This is a genomic window from Macrococcus psychrotolerans (assembly GCF_038095555.1).
In the GTDB taxonomy this organism is placed as follows: domain Bacteria; phylum Bacillota; class Bacilli; order Staphylococcales; family Staphylococcaceae; genus Macrococcoides; species Macrococcoides psychrotolerans.
On the sequence record NZ_CP124591.1, the window covers coordinates 154,787 to 181,773 of the forward strand.

At 37.3% G+C, this 26,987-nt stretch carries 28 protein-coding genes; 22 read left to right on the plus strand and 6 right to left on the minus strand.

Going from position 1 to position 26,987, the window contains the following annotated elements:
- Positions 1 to 117 precede the first annotated feature (117 nt).
- Positions 118 to 1,029, plus strand: a complete 912-nt coding sequence (locus QA539_RS00775; protein ID WP_283722091.1) for an ABC transporter substrate-binding protein — start codon at positions 118 to 120, stop codon at positions 1,027 to 1,029.
- Between the two features lie 111 nt (positions 1,030 to 1,140).
- Positions 1,141 to 1,689, plus strand: a complete 549-nt coding sequence (locus QA539_RS00780; protein WP_419895261.1) for a biotin transporter BioY — start codon at positions 1,141 to 1,143, stop codon at positions 1,687 to 1,689.
- 39 nt (positions 1,690 to 1,728) lie between these two features.
- Here QA539_RS00780 and fdhD read toward each other — a convergent pair whose 3' ends face one another.
- Positions 1,729 to 2,517 (minus strand): formate dehydrogenase accessory sulfurtransferase FdhD, encoded by a 789-nt coding sequence (fdhD, locus tag QA539_RS00785; protein ID WP_219493590.1) that lies wholly within the window; start codon positions 2,515 to 2,517, stop codon positions 1,729 to 1,731.
- A 206-nt stretch (positions 2,518 to 2,723) separates the two neighbouring features.
- Between fdhD and QA539_RS00790 the strand changes: the two genes are divergently transcribed.
- The 11 genes from QA539_RS00790 (at position 2,724) to QA539_RS00840 (ending at position 14,693) form a co-directional block, all read left to right on the plus strand.
- The gene (locus QA539_RS00790; RefSeq protein ID WP_419956627.1) at positions 2,724 to 6,398 is read left to right on the plus strand and encodes a nitrate reductase subunit alpha; all 3,675 of its coding nucleotides are present in this window, start codon (positions 2,724 to 2,726) and stop codon (positions 6,396 to 6,398) included.
- Positions 6,388 to 7,938, plus strand: a complete 1,551-nt coding sequence (gene narH / locus QA539_RS00795) for a nitrate reductase subunit beta (RefSeq protein ID WP_219493591.1) — start codon at positions 6,388 to 6,390, stop codon at positions 7,936 to 7,938. Before QA539_RS00790 ends, narH begins: the two co-directional genes overlap by 11 nt.
- The gene (gene narJ / locus QA539_RS00800) at positions 7,931 to 8,509 is read left to right on the plus strand and encodes a nitrate reductase molybdenum cofactor assembly chaperone (RefSeq protein ID WP_219493592.1); all 579 of its coding nucleotides are present in this window, start codon (positions 7,931 to 7,933) and stop codon (positions 8,507 to 8,509) included. The genes narH and narJ overlap by 8 nt, the downstream gene beginning before the upstream one ends.
- The gene (narI, locus tag QA539_RS00805) at positions 8,502 to 9,176 is read left to right on the plus strand and encodes a respiratory nitrate reductase subunit gamma (protein WP_099483331.1); all 675 of its coding nucleotides are present in this window, start codon (positions 8,502 to 8,504) and stop codon (positions 9,174 to 9,176) included. The genes narJ and narI overlap by 8 nt, the downstream gene beginning before the upstream one ends.
- Positions 9,177 to 9,210: 34 nt before the next feature.
- Entirely contained in the window at positions 9,211 to 9,669 is a 459-nt protein-coding gene (locus QA539_RS00810; protein WP_219493593.1) for a GAF domain-containing protein, read from the plus strand.
- Entirely contained in the window at positions 9,656 to 10,687 is a 1,032-nt protein-coding gene (locus QA539_RS00815; protein WP_419895262.1) for a sensor histidine kinase, read from the plus strand. The genes QA539_RS00810 and QA539_RS00815 overlap by 14 nt, the downstream gene beginning before the upstream one ends.
- A gap of 10 nt (positions 10,688 to 10,697) precedes the next feature.
- Entirely contained in the window at positions 10,698 to 11,348 is a 651-nt protein-coding gene (locus QA539_RS00820) for a response regulator (RefSeq protein ID WP_012656053.1), read from the plus strand.
- A gap of 16 nt (positions 11,349 to 11,364) precedes the next feature.
- Positions 11,365 to 11,871 carry a hemerythrin domain-containing protein gene (locus QA539_RS00825; protein ID WP_419895263.1) on the plus strand — a complete coding sequence of 169 codons (507 nt, stop codon included), beginning with the start codon at positions 11,365 to 11,367 and terminating at the stop codon, positions 11,869 to 11,871.
- A gap of 152 nt (positions 11,872 to 12,023) precedes the next feature.
- Entirely contained in the window at positions 12,024 to 13,181 is a 1,158-nt protein-coding gene (locus QA539_RS00830) for a nitrate/nitrite transporter (protein ID WP_419895264.1), read from the plus strand.
- A 10-nt stretch (positions 13,182 to 13,191) separates the two neighbouring features.
- Complete coding sequence (locus QA539_RS00835; protein ID WP_419895265.1) at positions 13,192 to 14,181, plus strand: ThiF family adenylyltransferase; 990 nt, start codon at positions 13,192 to 13,194, stop codon at positions 14,179 to 14,181.
- Positions 14,182 to 14,192: 11 nt separating this feature from the next.
- On the plus strand, positions 14,193 to 14,693 hold the full coding sequence (locus tag QA539_RS00840) for a MogA/MoaB family molybdenum cofactor biosynthesis protein (protein WP_219493600.1): 501 nt from the start codon (positions 14,193 to 14,195) through the stop codon (positions 14,691 to 14,693).
- Here QA539_RS00840 and moaC read toward each other — a convergent pair whose 3' ends face one another.
- Positions 14,694 to 15,170, minus strand: a complete 477-nt coding sequence (gene moaC, locus QA539_RS00845; protein WP_219493601.1) for a cyclic pyranopterin monophosphate synthase MoaC — start codon at positions 15,168 to 15,170, stop codon at positions 14,694 to 14,696.
- A 62-nt stretch (positions 15,171 to 15,232) separates the two neighbouring features.
- Between moaC and glp the strand changes: the two genes are divergently transcribed.
- The 7 genes from glp (at position 15,233) to QA539_RS00880 (ending at position 20,473) form a co-directional block, all read left to right on the plus strand.
- Positions 15,233 to 16,477: a gephyrin-like molybdotransferase Glp gene (gene glp, locus QA539_RS00850; RefSeq protein ID WP_419895266.1), complete on the plus strand. Its 1,245-nt coding sequence runs from the start codon at positions 15,233 to 15,235 to the stop codon at positions 16,475 to 16,477.
- On the plus strand, positions 16,471 to 16,950 hold the full coding sequence (gene mobB, locus QA539_RS00855) for a molybdopterin-guanine dinucleotide biosynthesis protein B (protein WP_219493603.1): 480 nt from the start codon (positions 16,471 to 16,473) through the stop codon (positions 16,948 to 16,950). Before glp ends, mobB begins: the two co-directional genes overlap by 7 nt.
- Positions 16,937 to 17,377: a molybdenum cofactor biosynthesis protein MoaE gene (locus QA539_RS00860; protein ID WP_419895267.1), complete on the plus strand. Its 441-nt coding sequence runs from the start codon at positions 16,937 to 16,939 to the stop codon at positions 17,375 to 17,377. The genes mobB and QA539_RS00860 overlap by 14 nt, the downstream gene beginning before the upstream one ends.
- Positions 17,378 to 17,381: 4 nt before the next feature.
- Positions 17,382 to 17,615, plus strand: a complete 234-nt coding sequence (locus QA539_RS00865) for a MoaD/ThiS family protein (RefSeq protein WP_219493605.1) — start codon at positions 17,382 to 17,384, stop codon at positions 17,613 to 17,615.
- Entirely contained in the window at positions 17,616 to 18,227 is a 612-nt protein-coding gene (mobA, locus tag QA539_RS00870) for a molybdenum cofactor guanylyltransferase MobA (RefSeq protein ID WP_419895268.1), read from the plus strand.
- The gene (moaA, locus tag QA539_RS00875) at positions 18,208 to 19,218 is read left to right on the plus strand and encodes a GTP 3',8-cyclase MoaA (RefSeq protein ID WP_219493607.1); all 1,011 of its coding nucleotides are present in this window, start codon (positions 18,208 to 18,210) and stop codon (positions 19,216 to 19,218) included. Before mobA ends, moaA begins: the two co-directional genes overlap by 20 nt.
- A 241-nt stretch (positions 19,219 to 19,459) precedes the next feature.
- Positions 19,460 to 20,473, plus strand: a complete 1,014-nt coding sequence (locus QA539_RS00880; RefSeq protein WP_219493608.1) for a fatty acid desaturase — start codon at positions 19,460 to 19,462, stop codon at positions 20,471 to 20,473.
- A gap of 34 nt (positions 20,474 to 20,507) precedes the next feature.
- On the opposite strand, the gene QA539_RS00885 is transcribed toward QA539_RS00880, so the two are convergent.
- The 4 genes from QA539_RS00885 to QA539_RS00900 all read right to left on the minus strand — a co-directional run bounded on the left by QA539_RS00885 (position 20,508) and on the right by QA539_RS00900 (position 24,790).
- Positions 20,508 to 21,554 (minus strand): SDR family oxidoreductase, encoded by a 1,047-nt coding sequence (locus QA539_RS00885; protein WP_419895269.1) that lies wholly within the window; start codon positions 21,552 to 21,554, stop codon positions 20,508 to 20,510.
- A gap of 63 nt (positions 21,555 to 21,617) precedes the next feature.
- Entirely contained in the window at positions 21,618 to 22,790 is a 1,173-nt protein-coding gene (locus tag QA539_RS00890; RefSeq protein ID WP_241427467.1) for an MFS transporter, read from the minus strand.
- Between the two features lie 15 nt (positions 22,791 to 22,805).
- Positions 22,806 to 23,231: a MarR family winged helix-turn-helix transcriptional regulator gene (locus QA539_RS00895; protein ID WP_219493611.1), complete on the minus strand. Its 426-nt coding sequence runs from the start codon at positions 23,229 to 23,231 to the stop codon at positions 22,806 to 22,808.
- 107 nt (positions 23,232 to 23,338) lie between these two features.
- The gene (locus QA539_RS00900; RefSeq protein WP_419895270.1) at positions 23,339 to 24,790 is read right to left on the minus strand and encodes an NAD-dependent succinate-semialdehyde dehydrogenase; all 1,452 of its coding nucleotides are present in this window, start codon (positions 24,788 to 24,790) and stop codon (positions 23,339 to 23,341) included.
- A 125-nt stretch (positions 24,791 to 24,915) separates the two neighbouring features.
- Between QA539_RS00900 and QA539_RS00905 the strand changes: the two genes are divergently transcribed.
- The gene (locus QA539_RS00905) at positions 24,916 to 26,097 is read left to right on the plus strand and encodes a multidrug effflux MFS transporter (RefSeq protein ID WP_219493614.1); all 1,182 of its coding nucleotides are present in this window, start codon (positions 24,916 to 24,918) and stop codon (positions 26,095 to 26,097) included.
- Positions 26,098 to 26,145: 48 nt separating this feature from the next.
- Positions 26,146 to 26,985 (plus strand): nuclease-related domain-containing protein, encoded by an 840-nt coding sequence (locus QA539_RS00910; protein ID WP_419895271.1) that lies wholly within the window; start codon positions 26,146 to 26,148, stop codon positions 26,983 to 26,985.
- Positions 26,986 to 26,987 lie beyond the last annotated feature (2 nt).

Genomic DNA, 26,987 nt, shown 5'->3' on the forward strand with positions numbered 1-26,987 from the left:
GAGATAGAATATATGAAATTCAATGTAATAAAAGATATAAAAAAGATATTGCTTTTGTCAATGATTGTTCATATAATTAATTGGTAATGATAATCAATATCAATTGGAGGGAAAGTAATGAAAAAAATATTAATATTATTCATCGTATGTATTATCATGCTCGCAGCATGCGGGAATAAAGATAGCAAGAAAGAGCAAAAAGAAACAACAGTAGAATTTAAAACAGATAGCGGCAAAACAATAAAAATTCCAAAAGAACCAAAACGTATCGTTGTTATGGGTGCAAGCTATGTTGGGAATTTAATTGATTTAGGTGTTACTCCGGTTGGAGCAGATCAATATGCATTCCAATCTGATATATTAAAACCGAAGCTTAAGGGTGTAGAACAGTTAAATCCAGGCGATGTTGAGAAAGTCGCTAAACTAAAACCAGATTTAATTATTTCATTTGATACTGATAAAGATAATAAGAAGTATGAAAAAATTGCACCAACAATTCCTTTTACATATACAAAGCATGATTATTTAGAAGTACACGAATTATTAGGAAAAATTGTTGGTAAAGAAAAAGAAGCAAAAGCATTTGTGGATAAATGGAATAAAGAGACGAAAAAAGATGGTAAAGAAATTAAAAAACATCTTGGTGAAGATAAAACTTATTCTATCTTCCAGTTCTTCCAAAAAGAAATCTATGTGTATGGCGATAACTGGGGCCGTGGATCAGAAATTATTTATCAAGCGTTTGACTTGAAGATGCAGGATAAAATTGTTAAAGATGTTAAACCGACAGGATGGAAGAAAGTTTCTTCTGAAAGTTTGAGTAGCTATGCAGGAGATATTGTACTCGTGTCAAGTGATGCAGGGTCTGCTACAAATACAGTAACTGAATCTAATTTGTGGAAGAACATGGATGCAGTTAAAAATAACCGCCTCGTTGAATATGATGCTGAAGATTTCTGGTTTAATGATCCAATTTCTTTAGAACATCAAAGAAAAGTTCTGAAAGACAAGTTAATGAATTTGAAATGATGAATGGCTGGATATTCCAGCTATTTTTTTATATCCATTGTTAACTTTTTGTACTAAAAGGTTAACGAATAGTGTAGAATAAGTTTATTCTGTTGAAATGAGGTTTAAGAAATGAAATTGAAAGATTTAGTGATTATCGCAATGTTTGCAGCTTTAATCTCTGCGATGGGTATTATCCCTCCAATTCCTGTGCCTGGTTTGCCTGTTCCGATTGTTCTTCAAAATTTAGGCATAATGCTGGCAGGCTGTTTGTTAGGACGTAAGAAAGGTACGTTTGCTGTATTATTATTCTTGTTGCTTGCAGCAGTGGGTGCACCTGTATTATCTGGTGGCCGCGGAGGATTCGCATTATTTTTCGGTCCGACAGGTGGCTATTTATTATCATATGTTATTGTTGCCTATTTAATCGGCTTATTTACAGATAAGATGAGACACTTTTCAGTGTGGAAAGTATTTATTGTTAATGCGCTTATCGGTGCAATTTTATGTAATTTAATTGGTGGGGCATTCATGGCGCAAAACTTAAAAATAGATCTAATGAAAGCTTATACTTCTGTATTGGTTTTCTTGCCAGGAGATTTTATTAAAGCATTACTTGCAGCACTACTTGCTGTATCTTTAAGAAAGAACCCACAAATAAAAAGAAGTTTAAATATATAATAAAAAGCGCTTAATCGGCGCTTTTTATTATGCAGAAATTTATATAATTAAGCGTTCGGGGTGACTGTATACATTAAAGCTATCCTCTCTTATAAATCCAATTGCGGTAATGTTTAAATCATCGGCAAGCTTAATTGCAAGATCTGTCGGAGCAGATTTACTTAATATTATCCCTACACCAATTTTAGAGGCTTTTATCAGTATCTCAGAAGAGATTCTACCCGAGAATATTAATATTTTATCTTTAATTGGGATGCGATTTAATATGCAATGCCCATATAGTTTATCCATTGCATTATGTCGACCGATATCTGTGCGGTGTAAGTGGAAGGCATCGCCATCGCTGATTGCTGCGTTATGCAGGCCTCCCGTTACTTGAAATGCTTTACTTTCACTTTGAAGATGCTGCATCATACGAATGACTTCACTTGGCGTAATCGTCTTCTCAGTTGTAGATACTTTAGACGTTTGCATATCATTAACAAAATAAAACTGTCTGCTTTTCCCACAGCAAGAACTGATCATACGTTTTGAGTGATTTGCATGAATTGAATGTATCTCGCGCGTGAGTGTAATATGACATAGTCCTTTAGAATCATCAAGATGGAATTTCTCGATATCGCTAAACTTTCTTATTATACCTTCTGAGGCTAGAAACCCTATGATAAGTTCTTTCATATAATCAGGTGTACACACTATTGTTGCGAATTCTTCGTTATTGATATAAATCGTTAATGGGAATTCAGTTGCAATCTGATCATGCTCCTCACGTAATCCGTCACGATTATACTTCAATATATTATTTGTAACATAAACTTCAGGCGTCATTATGATTCCCCCTTTAGTTATATCATATCAAATTAAGCACATAACGTATTTGACAATTGCTTCAAAATAAAAATTTTGAATATATTATTGAACGGTTATCTATAGGGATTCCCCTACACACTTTAGGACATTCCCCAATGGCTCTAACTTGTGAAAAGTTTCATAATCTAAAGTAAGAGGGCGAATGTCTAAAAGGAGTGTTATAAATGGCAATTGGAACAGGATTACGTTTCTTTAAACCAACAGAAAAATTCAATGGAAATTGGTCAGTATTAGAAGAGAAAAGTCGCGAATGGGAAAAGATGTACCGTCAGCGCTGGAGTCACGATAAAGTTGTAAGAACAACGCATGGCGTAAACTGTACAGGTTCATGTTCATGGAAAGTTTTCGTTAAAAACGGCATTATCACATGGGAAAATCAACAAATCGACTATCCATCATGTGGTCCGGACATGCCTGAATTCGAGCCTCGTGGCTGTCCACGTGGTGCTTCATTTTCATGGTATGAGTATAGTCCGTTACGTATTAAGTTTCCTTATGTTCGCGGGGTGTTATGGCGCATGTGGCAAGAAGCTTTAGAAACGATTGGAGATCCCGTACGTGCCTGGCAGTCAATTGTAGAAGACGAAGCAAAGGCGAAGGCATATAAACAAGCACGTGGTATGGGTGGTCATGTCCGTGTGAACTGGCGTGAAGTAACACAGCTTATTGCAGCACAATTAATTTATACGATCAAGAAATACGGTCCAGACCGTATCGCAGGTTTTACGCCAATCCCTGCGATGAGTATGATTTCATATGCATCAGGTGCGCGTTTCATCTCGTTACTGGGTGGGGAAATGTTATCGTTTTATGACTGGTACGCAGATTTACCGCCAGCATCTCCGCAAATTTGGGGTGAGCAGACAGATGTTCCAGAATCGAGTGACTGGTATAATGCCGGATATATTATTATGTGGGGTTCTAACGTACCACTAACACGTACACCAGATGCTCACTTTATGACAGAAGTTAGATATAAAGGTGCGAAAGTTGTATCAGTAGCACCAGACTATGCTGAAAATGTTAAGTTTGCAGATAACTGGTTAGCACCGAATCCTGGTACCGACGCAGCACTTGCACAGGGTATGACACATGTAATACTTGATGAGTTTTATGAAAAACGTCAGGAACCGATGTTTATTGAGTATGCAAAACAATATACAGACATGCCGTTCTTAATTATGTTAGATAAACATGAAGATACATTGAAAGCAGGACGTTTCTTACGTTCGAGTGATTTAGGAGATACTTCTGAGCATAGTGAGTGGAAACCAGTCGTATATGATGATTTATCGGAATCAATCGTTGTGCCTAACGGTACGATGGGACAACGCTGGGAAAAAGATGTGAAATGGAATATTAAATTAGAAACAGCAGACGGTACAAAAATTGATCCTGCAATGACTATTAAAGATAAAGGTCATGAAGTTGTTGAGGTTGTGTTCCCGTTCTTTGATAACGCAGGTAATGGAACATTCAAACGTCCGATTGCAGCGAAGAAAGTCACGCTTGATGATGGTACAGAACAATATGTTGCTACAATTTATGATTTAATGTTGTCTCAATATGGTGTAAACCGTTTTAACACAGATTTAGAAGCAAAAGATTATGATGATGAAAGTTCTATCTATACACCAGCTTGGCAAGAGAAGATTACAGGTGTAAAACCATCCATCGTTGTTCAAGTTGGACGTGAATTTGCACAAAATGCAATCGACACTGGTGGACGTTCAATGATTATTATGGGCGCGGGTATAAATCACTGGTTTAACTCAGATACAATTTACCGTTCAGTATTAAACTTAGTTACATTATGTGCAACACAAGGTGTAAATGGCGGAGGCTGGGCACATTATGTCGGTCAGGAGAAATGTCGTCCGATTGAAGGATGGTCCACAATTGCATTCGCAAAAGATTGGCAAGGACCACCAAGATTACAAAACGCAACGAGCTGGTTCTACTTTGCTACTGATCAATGGAAATACGAAGAATCTGGTGTAGATGCATTAACATCACCACTTGCAGAGAATGTAAAACATCAGCATCCAGCAGATTATAACGTGCTTGCTGCACGTCTGGGATGGTTACCGTCATATCCGCAGTTTGATACGAACAGTTTACTGTTCGGAGAAGATGCGCGTGAAGCCGGCAACTTTACGAATGAAGAAATATTAAAACGTGCAGTTGAAAGCGTGAAATCACGTGAAACGAAATTTGCAGTAGAAGATCCCGATAATAAGAAGAACCACCCGAAAACATTATTCGTATGGCGTTCTAACTTAATTTCTTCTTCAGCAAAAGGACAGGAATACTTTATGAAACATCTATTAGGTACAAAGCATGGATTACTTGCTGAACCTAATGAAACAGAAAAGCCTGAAGAAGTCGTATGGCGTGAAGATACTGAAGGTAAGCTAGATCTACTAATAGCACTTGATTTCCGTATGACAACAACGCCACTTTACGCAGATATCGTATTACCAGCTGCGACTTGGTATGAGAAACATGATATATCTTCTACAGATATGCATCCGTTCGTTCATCCATTTAATCCAGCCGTAGATCCACTTTGGGAATCAAGAAGTGACTGGGATATCTATAAATCTATCGCGAAGACGTTCTCTGAAATGTCAGAACGTCACTTAAAAGGTACATTCAAAGACGTTGTCACTGCACCACTTGCACATGACTCACAGCAAGAAATTTCTACACCTATGGGCATTGTTCGTGATTGGACTAAAGGTGAAGTAGAAGCAGTTCCGGGTAAAACGATGCCAGGATTTGCGATTGTAGATCGTACGTATACGGAAGTGTACGACAAATATATATCAGTAGGACCTTTGCTGGAGAATGGTAAAGTAGGCGCGCACGGCGTAAGTTTCAGCGTTAAAGAAGAATACGATGAATTACGCTCGATGGTGGGTACGTATGAAGATGATACAGTGAAAAATGGATTGCCAAGAATTGATACAGCAAAACGCGTTGCAGATGTTATTCTGAACGTTTCATCGGCAACAAACGGCCATGTATCACAAAAATCATATGAAGATCTTGAACGACAAACAGGTATGGAATTAAAGGATATTTCAGCAGAACGTGCAGCTGAGAAAATTACATTCCAGAACATTACAGCACAGCCACGTGAAGTGATACCAACTGCAGTATTCCCAGGTTCGAACAAATTAGGTCGTCGTTATTCACCATTTACGACGAACATTGAACGACTCGTTCCATTTAGAACGTTAACAGGGCGTCAAAGTTACTATATTGACCATGAAGTATTCCAGCAATTTGGTGAATCACTGCCTGTATACAAACCGACATTACCACCAATGGTATTTGGCACGAAAGATAAGAAGATTAAAGGTGGCGTAGATAGTTTGGTTTTACGTTACTTAACACCACACGGTAAATGGAATATTCACTCAACATACCAGGATAATCAACACATGTTAACATTATTCCGCGGTGGTCCAACAGTATGGATCAACAATGAAGATGCAGCACAGCATAACATTAACGATAACGACTGGTTGGAAGTATATAACCGTAACGGACTTGTTACAGCTCGTGCTGTGGTTTCTCACCGTATGCCACGTGGTACGATGTTCATGTATCATGCACAAGATAAACATATTCAAACACCAGGGTCTGAAATTACAGATACGCGTGGTGGTTCACATAATGCGCCAACACGTATTCACTTGAAGCCAACGCAACTTGTTGGGGGTTATGCACAAATTAGTTACGGATTTAACTATTATGGTCCAATTGGTAACCAACGTGATGTTTACGTTGCTGTACGTAAGATGAAGGAGGTTGATTGGCTTGAAGATTAAAGCACAAGTCGCAATGGTAATGAATTTAGATAAATGTATCGGGTGTCATACATGTAGTATTACATGTAAAAGTACCTGGACGAATCGTCCAGGTGCTGAATACATGTGGTTTAACAACGTAGAGACAAAACCAGGTATCGGCTATCCGAAGCGCTGGGAAGACCAGGAAGTATATAAAGGTGGCTGGCAGTTAAACAGCAAAGGAAAATTAGAGCTTAAATCAGGTTCTAAACTTTCTAAAATTGCTTTAGGGAAAATCTTCTACAACCCAGATATGCCTGAAATGAAAGACTATTATGAGCCATGGACTTACAATTATGCTAATCTTACGAACGCGAAAGAACAAAAGCATTCACCAGTCGCAACGGCTGAATCATTAGTATCAGGTAAAAAAATGGACTTACAGTGGGGCCCGAACTGGGAAGATGACTTAGCTGGTGCGCACATCACAGGACCAACAGATCCAAACATTCAAAAGATTGAAGAAGAAATTAAGTTCAATTTTGAACAGTCGTTTATGATGTACTTACCACGCCTATGTGAACATTGTTTAAATCCATCTTGTGTGGCAAGTTGTCCGAGCGGTGCAATGTATAAACGTGATGAAGATGGTATCGTACTTGTAGACCAAGATGCTTGTCGTGGATGGCGTTATTGTATGACTGGCTGTCCTTACAAAAAAGTTTACTTCAACTGGAAAACGAACAAAGCTGAGAAATGTACCTTCTGTTTCCCGCGTGTTGAAGCAGGACTTCCGACAGTATGTTCTGAAACATGTACGGGACGTATGCGTTATTTAGGTGTATTACTGTATGATGCTGACCGTGTATTAGAAGCAGCGACTGTAAAGGATCCGCAAGATCTATATCAAGCACAACTCGATTTATTCTTAGATCCTCATGACCCAGAAGTGATTGCTCAGGCAGAGCGTGATGGTATTGCACAAGACTGGATTGAAGCAGCACAAAACTCACCAGTATATAAGCTTGCAATTGAATACAAACTCGCATTCCCATTACACCCTGAATATCGTACATTACCAATGGTATGGTACTGCCCGCCACTTAGTCCGATTATGAACTACTTTGAAGGTAAAGATTCTATCAAGAACCCAGATATGATCTTCCCTGCAATTGAAGAGATGCGTTTACCAATTCAATACTTAGCAAACATGTTAACCGCAGGAGATGCACAAACTGTAAAAGAAGCGTTGCAACGTATGGCGATGATGCGTAGTTACATGAGAGCCGTTTCAAGTGGTAAAGACTTCGACGCGTCACGTTTAGACCGTATCGGCATGACAGCGCATCAAGTGAAACAAATGTATCGATTACTTGCAATTGCAAAGCATGAAGACCGCTTTGTCATCCCGACATCACATAAAGAAGGATACATGAATACGTATAGCGCTCAAGGTGGCGAGGGTTATACAAGCGATAACTTCGGCGCAGATTGTGACGGTTGTGGTCCAGTACCTGCTGGTAAGTCTGGTAAAGAAGTTTATGAAGATAACTTCTATGGAGGTATTTGGCGTGATTGATTTAAATAAACTTTATGATTATAAACGTGCATTTGGATTCTTTAGTCACCAGCTCATTTACCCAGAAAAATTAAATTTTCATCCAAGAGAATTCGACGGGGTGTTTGCAGAGGATCATCCTGCTTATGAAGCAATCAATCAGTACTGGAATAATATGCATGAAATTAGCTTGTCTGAAATTCAGGAAGTGTATACGTCGACATTTGACTTTGAAAAGAAGACGACGTTATACATGACATATGTTAAATTCCAGGATAAGAAAGAACGCGGACAAATGCTTGCACGACTTAAAGTATTGTATGAAATGTTTGGACTTGAAATGCCTTCATCAGAACTGTCAGACTTCTTGCCATTAATGTGTGAATTTATTTATGCAGCGGATTGGCGCGGAGATGAACGTGCAGAGGAAAGCATGGGGTTGTTATTAATGGTCATTGAAGATGGTACGTATAATCTGCTGCAAGCATTAGAACATATTAAGAGCCCATATTATCATTTAATCTTGGCGATAAGAGAAACATGTAAGGCATGTTTGATTAAAGATGAGAATGAGGTGACGTTAAATGGGTAATCAATTATTGTGGGTAATATTCCCCTATGCGTGTATTGCGATTTTTATTATTGGTCATATTTTTAGGTTTAAATATGATCAGTTTTCATGGACGGCAAAGTCAAGTGAGTTTGTAGAGAAGAAGTCGTTGATGTGGGGGAGTATTTTATTCCACTTAGGAATTATCCCGGTTATATTAGGGCATGTCGTAGGTCTAGGTATTCCTGCAAGCTGGTTGCGTGCAATTGGTGTGAGTGATCATTTATATCATATCGGTGCCGTATATATCGGAAGCATCTTCGGAATCGTCACGCTTATTGGTATGTTATTGTTGACAGCACGTCGTGTAACAAATGAAAACGTAAGAAAGCTAAGCTCGTTATCAGACATTCTTGTTAACTTTCTATTACTATTCATCGTATTTATCGGCTGTTATTCAACAATCGTAACGAATGCTACATTACCAGACTTTGATTATCGTAATACAATCTCTGAATGGTTCCGCGGATTATTAATATTAAGACCTGAAGCAGGATATATGGAAGGTGTTCCATTATCTTTCAAGATTCACGTAATCACAGGATTCTTAATTACAGCATTGTGGCCATTTACTCGTCTTGTCCATGTATGGAGTGTACCTGTAAACTATGTCGGACGCAGTCACATTATATATCGTAAACATAAATAATAAGTTATAATCAGAAGGCAAAGGAGTGTAAATGATGCATGATTATCAAGCGATGATAGACCAGCTTAGAGAATCACTGAATGTAGATTTTATCGGACTCGCGATGCCTTCTGATTTAATTTTACAGACAGATATTCACTGGCGCCATGTTTCGGGTGAAACAAATGAACGTTACAAGAAGATTGAACTAAAAAAAGGTAAGGGTGTCGCCGGTATCGTAATTAAAACAGGGCGAGACTGGATTGAGCTTGATATTGAATCCAGTAGTTTGAATGCACACCTATTTGATTTTCCGATTATTCGTTTTGAAAAGTTAACGAGTTTTATCGCTGTACCATTATGGAAATACAATAAAGTTGCAGCTGTACTTCTTATTGGGAATAGAAGTAAACGTCCGTTTACTTTAACGATGCATGAACAGCTCAAAAAAAGTCTTGAGCAAGGACTCGGTACTTTTTATTGTAAGGATGTGATCAATAGTGTCGAAACTTGAGCGTGAAATAAATGATGATGGATTGGTTGATGCCTTTTATAACGATACCGATGAACTCATCATATTTATAGATGAAAAGAACAATATACTCACAATGAATCAAGCCGCTCAAAAAGTGATTGATTTACATGACAATATTGATGGTCTGACAAGAAATCTTTGTCGCACATGTTTAGGAGTTACAAGTGAAAATGCAATAATGGAGTGCAGAGACTGTTTTATTAAACGTGAACAAAATAATCAGTCGTTTCAATTATTTCTAAAAGATGAAAATGGGGAGCCTAAACCGTATTCAGCATCTTACGTCGTGCTAAAAGAAAATAACGGCACTAAAGTACTGACATTGCAAAATATTTCCCAGCAAATAAAAACGCAGGAAATTCTTCATCAGAAAACAATTACACAAAAAATTATTAGTGCGCAGGAAAATGAAAGAAAAAGAATCTCACGAGAATTGCACGATAGTGTGATTCAAGAGTTGCTTAATGTATCAGTTGACATTCGTTTGATGAAATATAAGACTGAAGAAGAGAAAGAGAAGCATCTTCAGATGATGGAAGGTTCAATCGCACGACTAATGGATGATATACGCAATCTATCCTTAGAGTTGAGGCCTTCTTCTTTAGATGATCTTGGTTTAGTAGCAGCATTTAACTCTCATTTTAAGCAACTTGAAAAGAGCTATGGTCTTGAAGTTAATATGGATGAGAATATAGGCAACATTCGTTTTTCTAATGAGATAGAAACAGCAGTATACAGAATTACACAAGAAGCAATACTGAATGGCTTAAAATATGCGAATGTCGATGAAGTAAATGTATTTATACAAAAAGATGAAACCGAATTAACAGTAGAAATTAGCGACAGTGGAGATGGGTTTACACCAGGAGATACACCAAAAGGATCCGGACTCGGATTCTTTGGTATGCAAGAACGTGCGGCTATCGTCAATGGGTATGTTGAGATTAATAGCGAAACAGGAAAAGGTACGTTTGTAACGTTAACCATCCCACTCTAGGGGGATAAATATGAAGATTGTAATTGCAGATGATCATGCAGTTGTGCGTACGGGATTCTCGATGATTTTGAACTATCAAGACAATATGGAAGTTGTTGCAACAGCAGCAGATGGTATGGAAGCTTTCCAAATGGTCTCGCAATATAAACCAGATGTACTGATTATGGACTTAAGTATGCCGCCAGGAGAATCAGGATTAATTGCTACAGGTAAAATAAAAGAGGCATTTCCTGAGACAAAGATACTGATATTGACGATGTATGATGATGAAGAGTATTTGTTTCATGTTCTCAAAAATGGTGCAAACGGCTATATTCTGAAAAATGCTCCAGACGAAGAATTGATTAAAGCAGTGCGAACGGTCTATCAAGAGGGAACTTATATCGATCCTAAGATGGCAACGTCACTCGTGCATGAATTAATACACCATGATACAGAGTACTCAGCGAAAAATGATCATTTAAAAATATTAACAAAACGAGAATTAGAGATATTACCTTTAATTGCGAAAGGTTATGGTAATAAAGAAATAGCTGAAATGTTATATGTTTCAGTAAAAACTGTAGAAGCACATAAAGCAAGAATCATGGATAAGCTAGAGCTTAAAAGTAAACCGGAACTTGTAGAATACGCACTTAAGAAAAAATTACTTGAATTTTAAAAAAGGTAGTGACACGATGCAATTTCAAACAAAGATGAAAGCACTGCGTATTTTAGAGAATGAACACATGTTGATGCGTTCACTATTACATGAATGGTATCAAATCATGATGGATGTGAAAGCTACAGAAGCGATGCTTTCAAAATATCATAAACTAAAGTTATTAAAAGAAAAAGTGTCGGAGTTTTTACCGGTACTTGATAAGCACCAGGCAAAAGAAGAGCGATTTTTCTTTCCTGTTCTAGGAAGTTATATTGGAACAGATCAAGGTCCGATACTGACAATTGAAGCTGAGCATGATGAGATGGCACAATATTTTAATCACTTTAACGGTGTTACAAATATGATGGAACTGAGTGTAGAAGATATTAATCTCCTGTTGAATGATTTGAACGAAGGTTACGAAATTTGTATGGTGCACATGTATAAGGAAGAGAGTGTACTGTTCACAATGGCGGAAAAGGTATTTAAGATAAAAGATGAAGAAATGCTTCTAGAGGTATTGAATACAAAGATTATATAAAGAGAGAACTAAAACTTGAAAGAGTTCTAGTTCTCTCTTTATATAGGGAAATGACTCAGTTATAGGGGGAATTCCCCAATGTTAAATGTATCACAATCGCCTTACAATAGTTTTGTATAGTAAATCACAAACTAATGAAAAAGGTGAAAGAAATGGACAAATCAACAAGTAAAGTACAGTTACCCTTACAGACGTTAAGTTTAGTTGCAGGGTTTATGGCATGGACAATCATTGCACCGCTTATGCCATTTATGTCACAAGAATTTACCATTCCAGAAAGTCAGAAAGCAATTATTTTAGCGATACCAGTTATTCTTGGCTCAGTTTTGCGTATCCCACTTGGTTATTATGCCAACTTAATCGGTGCAAGAAAGGTATTCTTATTCTCGTTTATATTCTTATTGATTCCAGTATTCTTACTTAGTTTAGCACAGTCTACTACGATGCTGATGATTTCAGGCCTTTTCTTAGGTGTTGGGGGCGCAATCTTCTCTGTAGGTGTTACGAGTGTTCCGAAATATTTCCCGAAAGAAAAACATGGTTTAGCGAATGGTATTTATGGAATGGGGAATATCGGAACTGCTGTATCAGCGTTCGCAGCACCACCGCTTGCGAATGCAATTGGCTGGAGCAACACTGTTAAATCTTATTTAGTAGTTATGGCATTATTTGCGCTACTGAACTTCTTATTAGGAGATAAAGATGAGCCGAAAGTAAAACAACCATTAATGGATCAGATTAAAGGTGTATTACCAGAGTATAAACTGTATTTACTGAGCTTCTGGTACTTCATTACATTCGGTTCATTTGTAGCATTTGGATTGTTCTTGCCGAACTTCTTGGTTAATAACTTTGGATTAGATAAAGTTGATGCAGGAATACGTACAGGTATATTTATCGCGATTGCCACATTACTACGCCCAATTGGTGGCGTGCTGGGTGACAAGTTACGTGCTATGGATGTCCTTAAAGTTGTGTTTGTTGGTCTTATTATTGGTGCAGCAATGCTTTCGATTAACCATCAAATCTCTTTCTTTACTGCCGGATGTTTAGTTATTTCAGCATGTGCGGGGTTAGGAAATGGCTTAATCTTTAAATTGGCTCCGACATATTACTCTAAACAAGCAGGTATTGTTAACGGTATTGTTTCGATGATGGGTGGATTAGGTGGATTCTTTCCACCGCTAGTCATTGCGGCATGTGCTGCAAACTTTGGAACGAATAAACCAGCTTTTGCCTTCCTCGCAGTGTTTGGTATAATTGCATTAACAACAATGTTCTGGATGGACAAAAAAGAAGGCAGAAATTAGGGGATGACATATGCGGTATGACAGACAAATAAAATTTTATGGTATCGGCCAGGAGGGTCAGGAGAGATTATCTCAAAAGACTGTCGGGATTGTAGGGTGCGGTGCACTTGGTACACATCTTGCAGAATCCATGGCGAGGTGCGGTGTAAATAAAATTGTGATTGTTGATCGCGACTATGTTGAGCTTTCTAATTTACAACGACAATCACTATTTAAGGAACAAGATGCAGTTGATTCGACACCTAAAGTGATTGCTTGTGAAAGAGAATTAAAAGCAATCCGAAGTGATATACAAATCGAAACTTACATCGATCATCTTGATGCGCCGCTTCTAGAAGCGGCGTTTTTGCAATGTGATTGTATATTAGATGCAACAGATAACTTTGAAACGCGATTGTTAATTAACGATTTCGCTTATAAATATAATATCCCATGGATTTATGGTGCGTGTGTAGAGTCGACTTATGTGGCATGTCCGTTCATTCCAGGTGAAACACCGTGTTTTAATTGTGTGATGGGTATGTTACCAATCATGAATAGAACCTGTGATACAGTAGGTGTTATAGAACCTGCAGTAAGTATGGCAACGAGCTTTCAGATGGCGTATGCGTTAAAGTTATTAACAGGGACACCGTTTGATGCGAAATTAGTGTTTGGTGATGTATGGCAGATGGATCATACAGCCCTTAAATTTTCTCGTATGTATGATGATGAGTGTATGACGTGCGGAGGACAAGCAACATATCCAGAACTGCATAAACGTACACATGAAACGATGTTATGCGGGAGAGATACTGTTCAAATTACCACACAGTTTAGTGATGAAGAATTGTTAAAACATTTAGAATCATTGTCTATTACCGTGCAGGAAACACCTTATTTTATTCGGTTTAACTTTAACGGCTATCCGATTGTACGGTTTAGAGGTGGTCGTATGCTTATTCATGAAGTTCAATCGATGGCGGAAGGCAAGACAGTTTATCATCAACTATTTGGTTAGGAGCGATTAGTATGGAACATTCAAATGATGTGCGTAAACAATTAAATGTAGGTGTCATTACAGTAAGTGATACGAGAGATTATGCTACGGATAAGGGCGGAAAGGCAATTGTTGAACATTTAAAAAGTATTGAAATCGATGTTTCACGTGAACATTACTTGATTGCTAAAGACGACCAGGCTGATATTCGAGCGAGCATTATGAAATTACTGCATGATAAAGTGGATGTCATTATTACGACAGGTGGAACAGGTATTGCAAAACGTGATGTTACGATTGAAGTAGTGAAGTCTGTTATCGATAAAGAACTGGAAGGTTTCGGTGAAATATTTCGTTATTTAAGCTATACAGAAGATGTAGGTACACGAGCGATGCTCTCACGTGCGTTATGTGGTACGAAAGATAATACCGTAATTTTCTCGATACCAGGATCAGTTGGTGCTGTAAATCTCGCAATGAAAAAGCTCATTACACAAGAGATTCATCACATTGTGCATGAGCTTAATAAGTAATTAACGGTTAAAATCGCCGTTTTTGCCACCAGATTTATGTTCGAGATAAGTTGGACCGATAATCATACCTTTATCAACTGCTTTGGTCATATCATATATTGTAAGTGCCGTCGCGCTTGCACCCGTTAAAGCTTCCATTTCAACACCTGTTTGTCCGGTCGTTTTAACGGTGCAAGTGATTAATATTTCATAACCGTCAATCGTATCCCATTCAAAGGCAATATCGATACCACTTAAATTTAGTGGGTGACACATCGGGATAATTTGTGCGGTGTTCTTTGCAGCCATAATACCTGCCACCTGTGCCACGCCAAGCACATCGCCCTTTTTATTCTTGTGGTTGATGATTTGCTCATAAATGACTGCGTTTACTTTAATCGAAGTTTTAGCAACAGCAGTGCGTGTTGAGGTAGGTTTATCTGATACATCTACCATCTTAGCGCGTCCTTGTTCATTAAAGTGTGTTAAATTGTTCATCATTTCACTTCCTTTTTGTATACTATAACTATCATACTACATTTAGAGAAAGTAGGATAACGATGCTTGAAAAACGTACACCCATTCCAGTTACAGAAGCGATAGATAAATGTTTACAGCATGCTAAATATAAAATAGTAACGAATAAGTATTACACCGATAGTTTAGGCTATACATTAGCTGAAGATATTATTGCAACATATGATATACCGATGTTTGATAAGTCGCCATATGACGGCTTTGCGATTGTAAGTGAAGCGTCAGAAGGTGCAAGTGGTGATGCGCGTAAGGCATTTAAAGTTATCGATCATATCGGTGCCGGACATGTAAGTGACGCACAACTAAAAGACAACGAAGCAGTACGTATCATGACTGGTGCGCCAATTCCAGAGGGTGCAGATGCTGTCGTTATGCTTGAACAAACGTCGCTCATAGAAAAGGGTTTTACGCTTAGAAAACCATTTACACCTGGTGAAAATATTTCAAGGCAGGGTGAAGAATGTAAGCAAGGTGAAGTTGTTATTCCGAAAGGAACGCAAATTACTGCAGGTGTAATCGCAGTATTGGCGACCTTCTCGTATGAGTACGTGAACGTTTACCATAAGCCGACTGTTGCACTAATTGCTACTGGATCAGAACTTGTAGAAATGAATGAATCACTTGCACCAGGGAAAATTAGAAATTCAAATGGACCGATGATTGCATCACTTTGTAAAGCGATGGGTATTAAAGTGAAAGACTATCGTGTTCATGGTGACGACTTCGATGCGCTATACGAAGTAGTGCGTGATGCCCTGGATGCACATGACATCGTAATTACTACGGGTGGTGTGAGTGTTGGTGACTTCGATTTCATGCCTGAAATATATAACAAACTTTCAGCAGAAGTGTTATTCAACAAAGTTGCGATGCGACCAGGCAGTGTAACAACTGTAGCGGTAAGTCATGACAAATTTCTTTTTGGATTATCGGGTAACCCGAGCGCTTGTTACACGGGGTTTGAGCTATATACGAAGCCTGTACTGCGTAAAATGATGGGTCAGAGCGAAGTATATCCGACTGTGGTTAAAGCAACGCTTGCAGAAGACTTCACGAAAGCAAATCCATTTACAAGATTTATAAGAGCGGATTTAGATTACCGTAATATGACGGTAGCGCCGAGTGGATTTAATAAGAGTAATGCAGTGATCGCCATCGCAAAAAGCAATAGCATGATTGTTTTACCTGGGGGAACGAGAGGGTTTAAACAAGGTGACACTGTAGATGTCCTGTTAACAGAACTTTCTTGTGAGGATTCATCATGGTAAAAGTATTGCAAGTCGTTGGATTTAAAAAGTCTGGAAAAACAACAACGATGAATCGTATTATTAAGCAATTGAAAACACTCGATTATGAAGTGTCTGTTATTAAACATCACGGTGAAATTGGTGGACAGGAAATAGATATTCCAAGAACTCGTGATCATATAACATATATAGAGAACGGAGCAGATGAAAGCATCGTCCAGGGATATGCGTATATTCATAAGCTAAGAAAGAATGAATCGATTGAACTCCAGACTATTATCGATGAAGAAGTAACGTGTAAGGATATTGTGCTAGTAGAAGGTTATAAGCAGGCACATTACGATAAAATTGTGCTTTACAACAATGCTGAAGATAAAGAGATGCTATCTCAGTTACAAAATATTAAACTGATGGTAGATACATCCGTTGATAGTGAACAAGTGATAAAGAAATTCATACAAAGTTGGGTAGGTGATACACGTGAAACAATTTGAGGTCGTAACTATGCCGATTGATGTTGAACATTATAGAAAGATGACGGTAACGCCACATCAAGGTGCAGTATGTGTGTTTACCGGTATCGTAAGAGAATGGACACAAGGTGTTAAAACAGAGTATCTGGAATATGAAGCATACATTCCAATGGCAGAGAAAAAATTAGAACAGATCGGTCAGGAAATAAACGTGAAATGGCCGGAGACGATAGTAAGTATTGCTCACCGTATCGGTAATCTTGAAGTATCAGAGATAGCAGTGGTGATTTGTGTATCGAGTCCGCATCGCAAAGATAGTTATGCAGCAAATGAATATGCGATTGAACGCATTAAAGAGATTGTTCCGATATGGAAAAAAGAAATATGGGAAGACGGAGAACAGTGGATGGGTGGCCAAAGAGGTTACCATCCGAATTATAAGGGGTGATATGATGAAAGTATTATATTTTGCACATATTAAAGCAAAACTGGATCGCACAGAAGATCAGTTTTCGTTTGCTGAGCCTGTTAAAGTAAGTCAGTTTAGAAAGCATTTATATGAAACGTATCCGGTAATACGTGATGAGCAATTTCAAATCGCTGTTAATGAAGAGTTTGTACGCGACGAAGATGTAATTCATAATGATGATGTTGTCGCATTAATTCCACCTGTTAGTGGTGGCTAAATGATCGGTGTTATATTAGCAGGAGGTGCTTCTACACGCTTTGGCAGCAATAAAGCCCTTCACAAAATCGATGGTAAGCCATTTTACGAGCATGTATATGAAGCATTTAAAGAAAGTACCGTATCGTGCATTGTTCTGAGCACGAATAAACAGAGGACTTCATACTTTGAAGAGGAAATTAAAGAGAAGCAACTCGATATGCACGTAGTAACGGATATCGAAGCGGATTGTGGCCCGATGTCAGGCATATACACTGTAATGGAAACGTGTATTTCAGAAAGTTACTTCGTCGTCTCTGTTGATACACCGTTTATAACAACAGAAGCAATAGACTATCTTATTAGTTGTTTTAATACACGAAATGTAAATGTGCTGTGTTATAAGGATGACTTACAAGTACATCGCACAATTGCGATTTATCATCGTTCGTTACTACCTGTTATACAAGAGAGTATGAAACAAAAGCGTTATGCATTAAAACAATTGACGGTTGAGGCACAGTTTGTTCCTGTTTCAGAAGTAAGCGACGAAAGCGAATGGTATGCTAATATTAATACAAAGACTGATTTACAGAACGTAAGGAGGGTGACAAATGAAACAAATAACAGATAAATTAGGGCGCCCGATTAGAGATCTGCGTATTTCTGTAACAGATCGCTGTAACTTCCGTTGTACATATTGCATGCCGAAAGAAATATTTGGTGATGACTATGTTTTTCTGCCGAAAGATGAATTACTGTCCTTTGAAGAGTTGACGCGTATTGCAAAAGTATATGCACAGCTCGGTGTCAAGAAAGTAAGGATTACAGGTGGGGAGCCGCTATTGCGTAGAGATTTACCGGACTTAATACGCGAAATCCAAGCGATAGAAGGTATAGAAGATATCGGTTTAACGACGAATGGTTTGTTGCTGAAAAAGCACGGACAAGCATTATATGATGCTGGATTACGTCGCATAAATGTCAGTTTAGACGCGCTTGATGAAACATTTGAAGCGGTAAATGGACGTGGTATCAGTGCGGATCAAATATTAGAACAAATTGATCACGCTGTATCTATTGGTTTACAAGTTAAAGTGAACATGGTGATACAAAAAGGTATGAATGACCATCAGATGATTCCGATGGTCAAGTATTTCAAAGATAAAAAAATAACATTGCGCTTTATTGAATTTATGGATGTTGGTAATGACAATGGCTGGAATTTTGATAAAGTAATTACGAAACAGGAAATGATAACGCATATTTCAGAGCATTTTAATATTAAGCATGAACCACCGAAATACTTTGGCGAAGTTGCGAAATATTATGTTCATGATAATGGCGCAAAACTCGGATTTATTACAAGCGTGTCAGAATCATTTTGTTCAACGTGTACAAGAACACGCTTAAGTTCAGATGGTAAGATATTTGGTTGTTTATTTGCAACAGATGGTTATGACTTGAAAGAATTTATTAGAAGCGGTGCGACAGATCAGGAGTTGAAGGACAAGCTTATTGCACTATGGTCTGTGCGTCAGGATCGTTATTCTGATGAACGTACTGCCGAAACTGTGAGGCAAAGAAAGAAAAAGAAAATAAATATGAATTATATTGGTGGCTAAAATTATTATTTTAATATAATAATTTTATTAGATATAAACTATGTGTAAGTATATATATATTCATATAACAATTTTAATATAGCATATCATCGAAAAAATCGATGATATGCTATTTTTTACTTTTATTATTCAAAATAAACGTTATAATAGAGTAGTAATAAAATTAGTACTAGGTAATAATATTAACTGACAATCCTTTTCGGTATCGTGGTTTCATTATTATTTTATTTAGAGGTGACTTATGGAAAGAGACAAAAAGTTAATGTTAAGAAAGATGGTTAAGCCTTATGAGAAATCCGCACTACAAATAAGTTTAGTCCAGGTGCTAAATACACTGGTTCCTTATTTAGTACTTGTAGCGATAAGTATGTTAAGTTACAGTGTTTCTCCATGGATATCAGTAGCTGTTAGTATTGTGGCAGCATTCTTCCTAGTTCGAACGTTTATTATATTTCATGACTGTTGTCATGGTTCGTTCTTTAAGAATAAGAAGTGGAACGATGCAATGGGAAATTTTACTGGATTTTTGACGATGTTTCCGTATCAGCAATGGCGCAGAGAACACAATATTCATCATGCAACAAGCGGCAACCTTGATAAGAAGGGGATCGGTGATATATGGATGATGACCATTGATGAATATGAAGCGGCAAGTAAGTGGAAGCAACGTGGTTATCGTATGTATCGTAATCCATTTGTTATGTTTGTTTTAGGGCCGATATATTTATTGTTCGTTACAAACAGAATTAATAGTAAAGGTGCTAAGCAGAAAGAAAAATTAAATACGTATTTTCATAATATTGCAATCTTGGTCGTGTATGGATCTATTATCTGGTACTTTGGATTTGCATTCTTTGCAGCGGTATTTCTACCGATTATGTTTATCGGGTCAATGCTTGGTATATGGATGTTCTATATTCAGCATACATTTGAAGAATCGTACTTCGAAGAGAATTCAGAGTGGGATTATGTTAAAGCTGCAGTTGAAGGGAGTTCGTATTACAAATTACCAAAATTATTGCAGTGGTTAACAGGGAACATTGGGTTCCACCATGTGCATCATTTAAGTCCGAGAATTCCAAATTACTATCTCGAAACTGCACACGAAGAAGTTAAACCACTGCAGTATGCAACGACAATCACATTTAAACAAAGTCTGGAGACAATTAAATATAAACTTTACGATGAGAAAAGAAAGGTATTTATCACATTTAAAGATTATTATCGTAATTATGCAAAGAAAAGAACAATTTAAAAAACAAGAATGGAAACTAATTCCATTCTTGTTTTTATTTGAAGAAAACTTCGATAATGTAATCTAGATTCTCGTCTGTAAGTTGTAGTGTCGTTTCATTTACTTCGCTTAACAACATTTTTGTATTATTTTCTTCAAATACGATAGATTTCTTGAAATATGGTTCAAATACATGGATGAAGCCATTAAGCACAGCTTCCTCAGCATTCATTGTAGAACGTGCTGATGTTGGTGCGACAGTCAATGTGTCAAATTCTAAATGATTTTTAATCATTGCAAGCACCTTTAAATTTTCTGGGGGATTATTATTCGTTATGTGATAAATTGTTTCATGCTGTGCATGTAAGATAGCATGCGCCAGTACCTTAACGACATAATCAACTGGAACTAAGTTCGATGTACAATTATCATCTGCGAATAAGCGAAATGGCTGTTTGCCAATTAATCCTTTACGGTCCATCTTACGTTTAAATACTTTCAAAGCTTTCATAAAGCCATAAAGCGTGAACTTAGAGTCCGCTTCACCAGTCACAGAATCTCCGATAATAATCGCAGGTCGTAAAATTGAATATGTCAATCCGCTTTCAGCGACTGCGTGTTCAGCTTTAATCTTACTCTCTTCATATGGGTTATTTACTGGTGTACCAATTGGATGTAGTATTTCCTTAGCATACTCGTTTGTGCCGACAGTATATGCTGTCGATACGTATAAGAAATGCTTTGTATTTAAATCCTTTGCCAAGTTAAGTGCGTGTAATGTTCCATGATAATTGATATTAAATAGATCGTTGCGCAGTTCTTCATCAAATTTCACTAATGCTGCAAGATGATAAAAGTAATCCATTTCTGGAAGAAGCTTTATAACATCCTTGTCAAGACCGCAATTAGGCGAGGTGATATCACCTTGAACAAAGTGGAGGCGACTTTCATTTTCCTTAGTAATTAATTTATTCTTACGTGCTTCATCACGATATAGAATATACAAATGATGATTATTATTCTGTAGCAGCTTATTGATTAGTTGTGCTCCGACAAAACCGGTTGCACCCGTTAAAAATATATTCAAATTGTTCACATCCATAAATTTAATCCTAAATTATATTGTGCAGTAATTTGCAACTAGAGTAAAGAGATATGAAAAAACTTAAGAATAAAGATGTGCCTTCCTGCCATGCAGCATATAATATGCAACCATTCCGATAATTACTAGGATGCTCATGTAACGATACAAGCCATGCAACCCAAGCATCGGGATAAATAGTCCTAATATATAAGGGCCGAATCCAAGCGCAAAGTCTAAAAAGATAAAGTATGTACTCGTTGCAAGACCCATCTTTTCATGATCTGTAACTTTAACTGCTGTTGCTTGTGCAATAGACTGAAAGTTGCCGTATCCAAATCCTAGCAATGCAGCGCTTAATATTAAAGTCCAGGAAGCATGCGTGATACTTAAACACAATAATCCAAGGAAAAAGGAGATGAGTGATGGGTACATCACGATATTCGTACCCTTTCTATCCATAAGTTTACCTGTGATTGGACGGGATATCAGTACAACTAGTGCATAAGTAAGGAAGAAGAAACTTCCTGCAGTAATCAAATTGTTCTCTTTTGTGAAAAATGAAATAAAGCTGAGTACACTTGAATATGCTGTACAGCAAATAAGAACAACAATTGAAATAGGGATTGCATTACGATCGATATAATCTGAAACATGGAAGCCTTTCGGCGCGTGTGAGTTCATAGATTTTACTTCGTGGTTCACTTTAACTTGAGGCACCATTAATAGTCCGATAACTGCAAGGACTAAACAGAAAATAAAGAGTTGTCTAAAGGAAATAACCTGAAGTAATGATAATCCCAAAAACGGTCCAATAGCAGTTGCCATCACTGTACTCATACTAAAGTAACTGATACCTTCGCCACGGCGCTTTATTGGCGTGATAAATGCAGCAATGGTCCCTGTAGCTGTAGAGGCAATGCCATTGCCCATCCCATTTAAAAAACGTATTGCAAGAAGTAATGGTAAGTTGAACGATGCGAAGTAGAGGGCAGTTGTAATCGTAAATATGAGTACGCCAATTACGAGCACTTTCTTTTGACCTAAAATGTCAATATTTTTCCCAGCCCAGAATCTTCCGAATAAGCTCCCGACAATAAAGATTCCAGATACGAGGCCGGCAGTACTCGTAGAGACATGATACTCGTCAACTGCGTATCCACCGATTGTAACAAGTAATAAAAACATTGATAACATTAATATAAAATTGATCAAAGAAACCATGATAAATGGTTTAGTCCATAATTTTTCTTCCAATATAACAAATCCTTTCTATTCTTCAGTAATTTCAATTGACGAGAGTGCCTCGTTAATAATGAGTAATGTGTCAGAATCGATATTCTTTAAATAATTGGTTTGAACAGTCTCTATCATTATCATGACCTCTTCATAAGTTGTGTGTCCTTTAGCGGTAGGGGTAAGTAATCTGGACCTCTTATCTTGTCCAACTGTACTCTCAATAAATTCGTATTGAATAAGAAACTGAATTATTTTTGTTGCTGTGGGCTTTTCTATATTACGTAGCTTAGCGATTTCTACTAGTGTCGTAGATTGTTTGAGCACAATAATTTTTAGGACAAGCCATTGAGCGGAGGACAGACCGAACTGAATTAACGATTTGTTCATATGATCAACATATGCTTTCCTTAGAGCAAGGATGTGATCAAATAATTGCATTTGCTGTAGTGCTCTTGTCATAGGAAGTCACCACCTCTTTTATATAGTTAGCCTAACTAACTATATAAGTATAAAAGAATACAGAGCTTTTGTAAATAAAAAAAGATGGCATAGAAGCCATCTTTTTTTTATAGAAATTGTGTATTTACAAATTTTGCTGTTACATACTCTTTAATACCGAGATGAGAATTCTCTCGACCAAATCCTGAATGTTTTACACCACCGAATGGCGTTTCTGGATTTGAGATTGCAACTTCATTAATTCCGACCATACCATATTCTAGAGTTCTAGAAATTTGCTGAATAATAGAACTATCACTTGCATATGCATAGCTTGCAAGACCATACTCTGTATCATTAGCCATAGCGAGAGCCTCTTCGATCGTATCGAATGTAATGATAGGAATTACAGGTCCAAAAGTCTCTTCATAGAAAATATCCATTGTTTTATTAACATGATCTAATATAGTAGGTTGTATAAAGAAACCGTTTGAATACTCACCCTCAGTAAGTCTATGACCACCTGTGACAAGTGTTGCCCCTTTATCTGTAGCATTCACGATCTGCTGCTTGATTTTATCAATAGCATCTTCACGAATTAATGGTCCGATATCACTTTCCTCATTTAAGCCATTGCCAACTTTAAGTGCTTCCACTTCAGGAACAAGCTTATCCATAAATTTATCTTTAATAGAACTATGAACAAATATTCGGTTAGGTGCAATACAAACTTGTCCATTATTACGGAATTTTGCAGCTATTAGACCTTTTACAGCTGCCTCGATATCAGCATCTTCATGAACGATAAATGGAGCATGTCCTCCAAGCTCAAGAGACATTTTCTTTAAAGTCTGGCCTGACTGCTCGTATAATGCTTTACCAATAGGTGTAGAACCGGTAAAAGTAATCTTATTTACTTTATTAGAATCAGTAAATGCCTGACCGATTTCTTTAGAACTGCCCATAACAATATTTGCTACACCTTTAGGAAGCTCTGCTTGTTCGAATAATTCAAATATCGCGAGCGCTGATAAAGGAGTATCTCCTGAAGGTTTAAGAACAATTGTATTTCCTGCTGCAAGTGCTGGTGCAATTTTACGTGTAATCATACCAGATGGGAAATTCCATGGTGTAATCGCCGCAACGACTCCAATTGGTTCATAAATAATTTCATATTTATGATTGTTTGGTGCAGGGATAAGCTCACCGTAGAGACGACGTGACTCTTCGGCATTCCATCTAAAGCTTTCAGCTCCTGAAAGTACTTCTAATTTAGATTCTTTCAAAGGTTTTCCTTGTTCTAACGTCATAATTTCAGCAAGACGACCTGCATTTTCTTCTAATAAGTCAGCAATTTTATGCAGATAAGTAACACGTTCTTTAAGTTCAAGTGCTTTCCAGCCAGAGAAAGCTTCATGAGCTGTTTGAATCGCTTCTTCTACTTGTGCTTCGTTAGCTTGTGCGATTTGTGCGATTGTTTCACCAGTTGCCGGATTTATGACATCTTTCTTGTCCTGGGTTGTTACCCATTCTCCATTTATATATAAATCTGTGTGTAATTCATTGATTACATTCGTCATAATATACCTTCTTTCAATAGATTGGTTATATCTATATTTACCCTTTTTATGGATGATTAAACAAATCATATGCTTACTGTAGGAAATCTAGTATAGTAATTTATATTAAACATTGGAGGAAGTATATGAAGAAAGATAATAAGCTCATACTCATATTAACATTAGGATTACTAGCAGCTTTTGGACCATTATCATTAGATATGTATTTGCCTGCTTTACCACGTGTAGCAGATGATCTTAGCACAAGCGCTTCCTATGCTCAGCTCAGTCTGACTGCATGTATGATAGGTTTAGCAGTAGGTCAGATTATAGTAGGACCCATCAGTGATGTTACAGGGAGAAAGAAACCGTTGTTTATCGCACTTATTGGATATGCTTTATTTTCTTACTTTGCTGCGCGTGCAGCTACGATAGAATGGCTTATTTTCTTTAGATTTATTCAAGGATTTTGTGGTGGTGCAGGAGCTGTACTGTCACGAGCGATATCAAGTGATCTATATAAAGGGAAAGATTTAACGAAGTTTTTAGCAGTGCTGATGCTTGTTAATGGACTTGCACCTGTTCTTGCTCCCGTACTTGGCGGCGTTATATTGAGCATATCTACATGGCATACTGTTTTTTATATTTTAGCAATTTATGGTGTATTGATGGTACTCTTAGCACTTACTTTAGAGGAGAGCTTACCGAAATATAACAGAAATGAAGGCGCATTGAAATCAATTTGGAAAGACTTTAAATTATTGCTGACAAATAAAGCATTTGTGACGATGTTGATGCTCCAATCACTAACATATGGTGTATTGTTCAGCTATATTTCTGGGTCTCCATTTATTACCCAGAAAATATATGATATGAATGCACAGCAATTTAGTTATCTATTTGCATTGAATGGCATAGGCTTAATTGTATTCAGTCAGTTAACCGCTAAACTTGTAAATAAAATGGATGAACTGAAGATATTGAAGCTAGGACAAAATATTCAGTTCGTTGGCATGATACTTACAGTAATAGTGTTGGTGCTCCATCTTCCGGTATGGATGCTATGTGCTGCATTCTTCCTGATGATTACTCCGGTTAGTATGATAGGAACGACTGGATTTTCTATCGCAATGCAAGTACAGAATCAGGGTGCTGGCAGTGCATCGGCAATATTGGGACTAATGCAGTTCTTAATTGGTGGTATACTATCACCCCTAGTTGGTGTGATGGGGGAAAGTTCGATTATTCCATTTATCGTTATCATTATTACATGTACCGTTCTTGCGCAAAGTATTAGAGCTATTTGGGTGAAAAATATTGAAATTTAATGCAATATACGACAAATAAAACCGAAACATATGTTAATTGAAGAATGCGTGTATAGAAGAATGGAGAACTATCACTTCTCAGATGATTATTATTATAGTGCGTATGGATATCAAGGAGAGAAACTATTTAATGACACATTTCCTTTAAACGACCACTATATTCAGAGATTTAATCTAACAATGCAACACTATTATCATCACTTTGAAGTTGATCGGCTTATTATTACAGGAGAAACAATCTATGCATTAGATGTTAAAGGGCATCATCGTACATATAAAAATGAAGGAGAAGTGTGGCGAAAGGATGGTAAAACTATAAAGAGTCCGATATCACAATATAAACAAATGAAAGAAGGCATGGAATCTCTGAAACAAATGCTCGGTCTATCGCATCAACTTGTATGTAAAATGGTGTTCATTCAACCGGGATTTGATATCGATGTAAAAGAAGAAGGAATGCTCTTATTTAAGGATATTAAGTATTTAATGAAGCACATACACAGTGAGCATCCTGCTGGTAAGATAGAATTAGACACATTCAACTATTTTGAAACTATTCAAAAACCAATATCGCTATACGAACGTAGACCAGAATTCGATATGGATAATATTCAGTCGGGAATATTATGTGAAGTGTGTGGGATGCCGATTACGTTAGGAGATAATAAAGATAAAAATGTTTCATGCATAATTTGTAACCAAGTTAAAACAAAAGAAGAATGGGTGTATACGACATTAGTGGAATTAGAACTGTTATTAAATAGAGGTATTACCATTACAGAAGCAAATAAGTGGATTGGAAGGCGACATAGAAACATTGTAAGACGAGTTTTGAATAAACACTTTGTTTGTAATGATGAGTATTATAAATCGGCAAAAAAAGCATAGAA

Coding starts and splice junctions, on each gene's coding strand:
- glp (WP_419895266.1), top strand. CDS start 15,233: ATGCTTGAAAAACGTACACCCATTCCAGTTACAGAAGCGATAGATAAA.
- QA539_RS00810 (WP_219493593.1), top strand. CDS start 9,211: ATGCATGATTATCAAGCGATGATAGACCAGCTTAGAGAATCACTGAAT.
- QA539_RS00885 (WP_419895269.1), bottom strand. CDS start 21,554: ATGGATGTGAACAATTTGAATATATTTTTAACGGGTGCAACCGGTTTT.
- QA539_RS00790 (WP_419956627.1), top strand. CDS start 2,724: ATGGCAATTGGAACAGGATTACGTTTCTTTAAACCAACAGAAAAATTC.
- mobA (WP_419895268.1), top strand. CDS start 17,616: ATGATCGGTGTTATATTAGCAGGAGGTGCTTCTACACGCTTTGGCAGC.
- moaC (WP_219493601.1), bottom strand. CDS start 15,170: ATGAACAATTTAACACACTTTAATGAACAAGGACGCGCTAAGATGGTA.
- QA539_RS00835 (WP_419895265.1), top strand. CDS start 13,192: ATGCGGTATGACAGACAAATAAAATTTTATGGTATCGGCCAGGAGGGT.
- QA539_RS00895 (WP_219493611.1), bottom strand. CDS start 23,231: ATGACAAGAGCACTACAGCAAATGCAATTATTTGATCACATCCTTGCT.
- QA539_RS00880 (WP_219493608.1), top strand. CDS start 19,460: ATGGAAAGAGACAAAAAGTTAATGTTAAGAAAGATGGTTAAGCCTTAT.
- QA539_RS00840 (WP_219493600.1), top strand. CDS start 14,193: ATGGAACATTCAAATGATGTGCGTAAACAATTAAATGTAGGTGTCATT.
- fdhD (WP_219493590.1), bottom strand. CDS start 2,517: ATGACGCCTGAAGTTTATGTTACAAATAATATATTGAAGTATAATCGT.
- moaA (WP_219493607.1), top strand. CDS start 18,208: ATGAAACAAATAACAGATAAATTAGGGCGCCCGATTAGAGATCTGCGT.
- narI (WP_099483331.1), top strand. CDS start 8,502: ATGGGTAATCAATTATTGTGGGTAATATTCCCCTATGCGTGTATTGCG.
- QA539_RS00825 (WP_419895263.1), top strand. CDS start 11,365: ATGCAATTTCAAACAAAGATGAAAGCACTGCGTATTTTAGAGAATGAA.
- QA539_RS00780 (WP_419895261.1), top strand. CDS start 1,141: ATGAAATTGAAAGATTTAGTGATTATCGCAATGTTTGCAGCTTTAATC.
- QA539_RS00900 (WP_419895270.1), bottom strand. CDS start 24,790: ATGACGAATGTAATCAATGAATTACACACAGATTTATATATAAATGGA.
- QA539_RS00775 (WP_283722091.1), top strand. CDS start 118: ATGAAAAAAATATTAATATTATTCATCGTATGTATTATCATGCTCGCA.
- QA539_RS00905 (WP_219493614.1), top strand. CDS start 24,916: ATGAAGAAAGATAATAAGCTCATACTCATATTAACATTAGGATTACTA.
- QA539_RS00830 (WP_419895264.1), top strand. CDS start 12,024: ATGGACAAATCAACAAGTAAAGTACAGTTACCCTTACAGACGTTAAGT.
- mobB (WP_219493603.1), top strand. CDS start 16,471: ATGGTAAAAGTATTGCAAGTCGTTGGATTTAAAAAGTCTGGAAAAACA.
- QA539_RS00820 (WP_012656053.1), top strand. CDS start 10,698: ATGAAGATTGTAATTGCAGATGATCATGCAGTTGTGCGTACGGGATTC.
- QA539_RS00865 (WP_219493605.1), top strand. CDS start 17,382: ATGAAAGTATTATATTTTGCACATATTAAAGCAAAACTGGATCGCACA.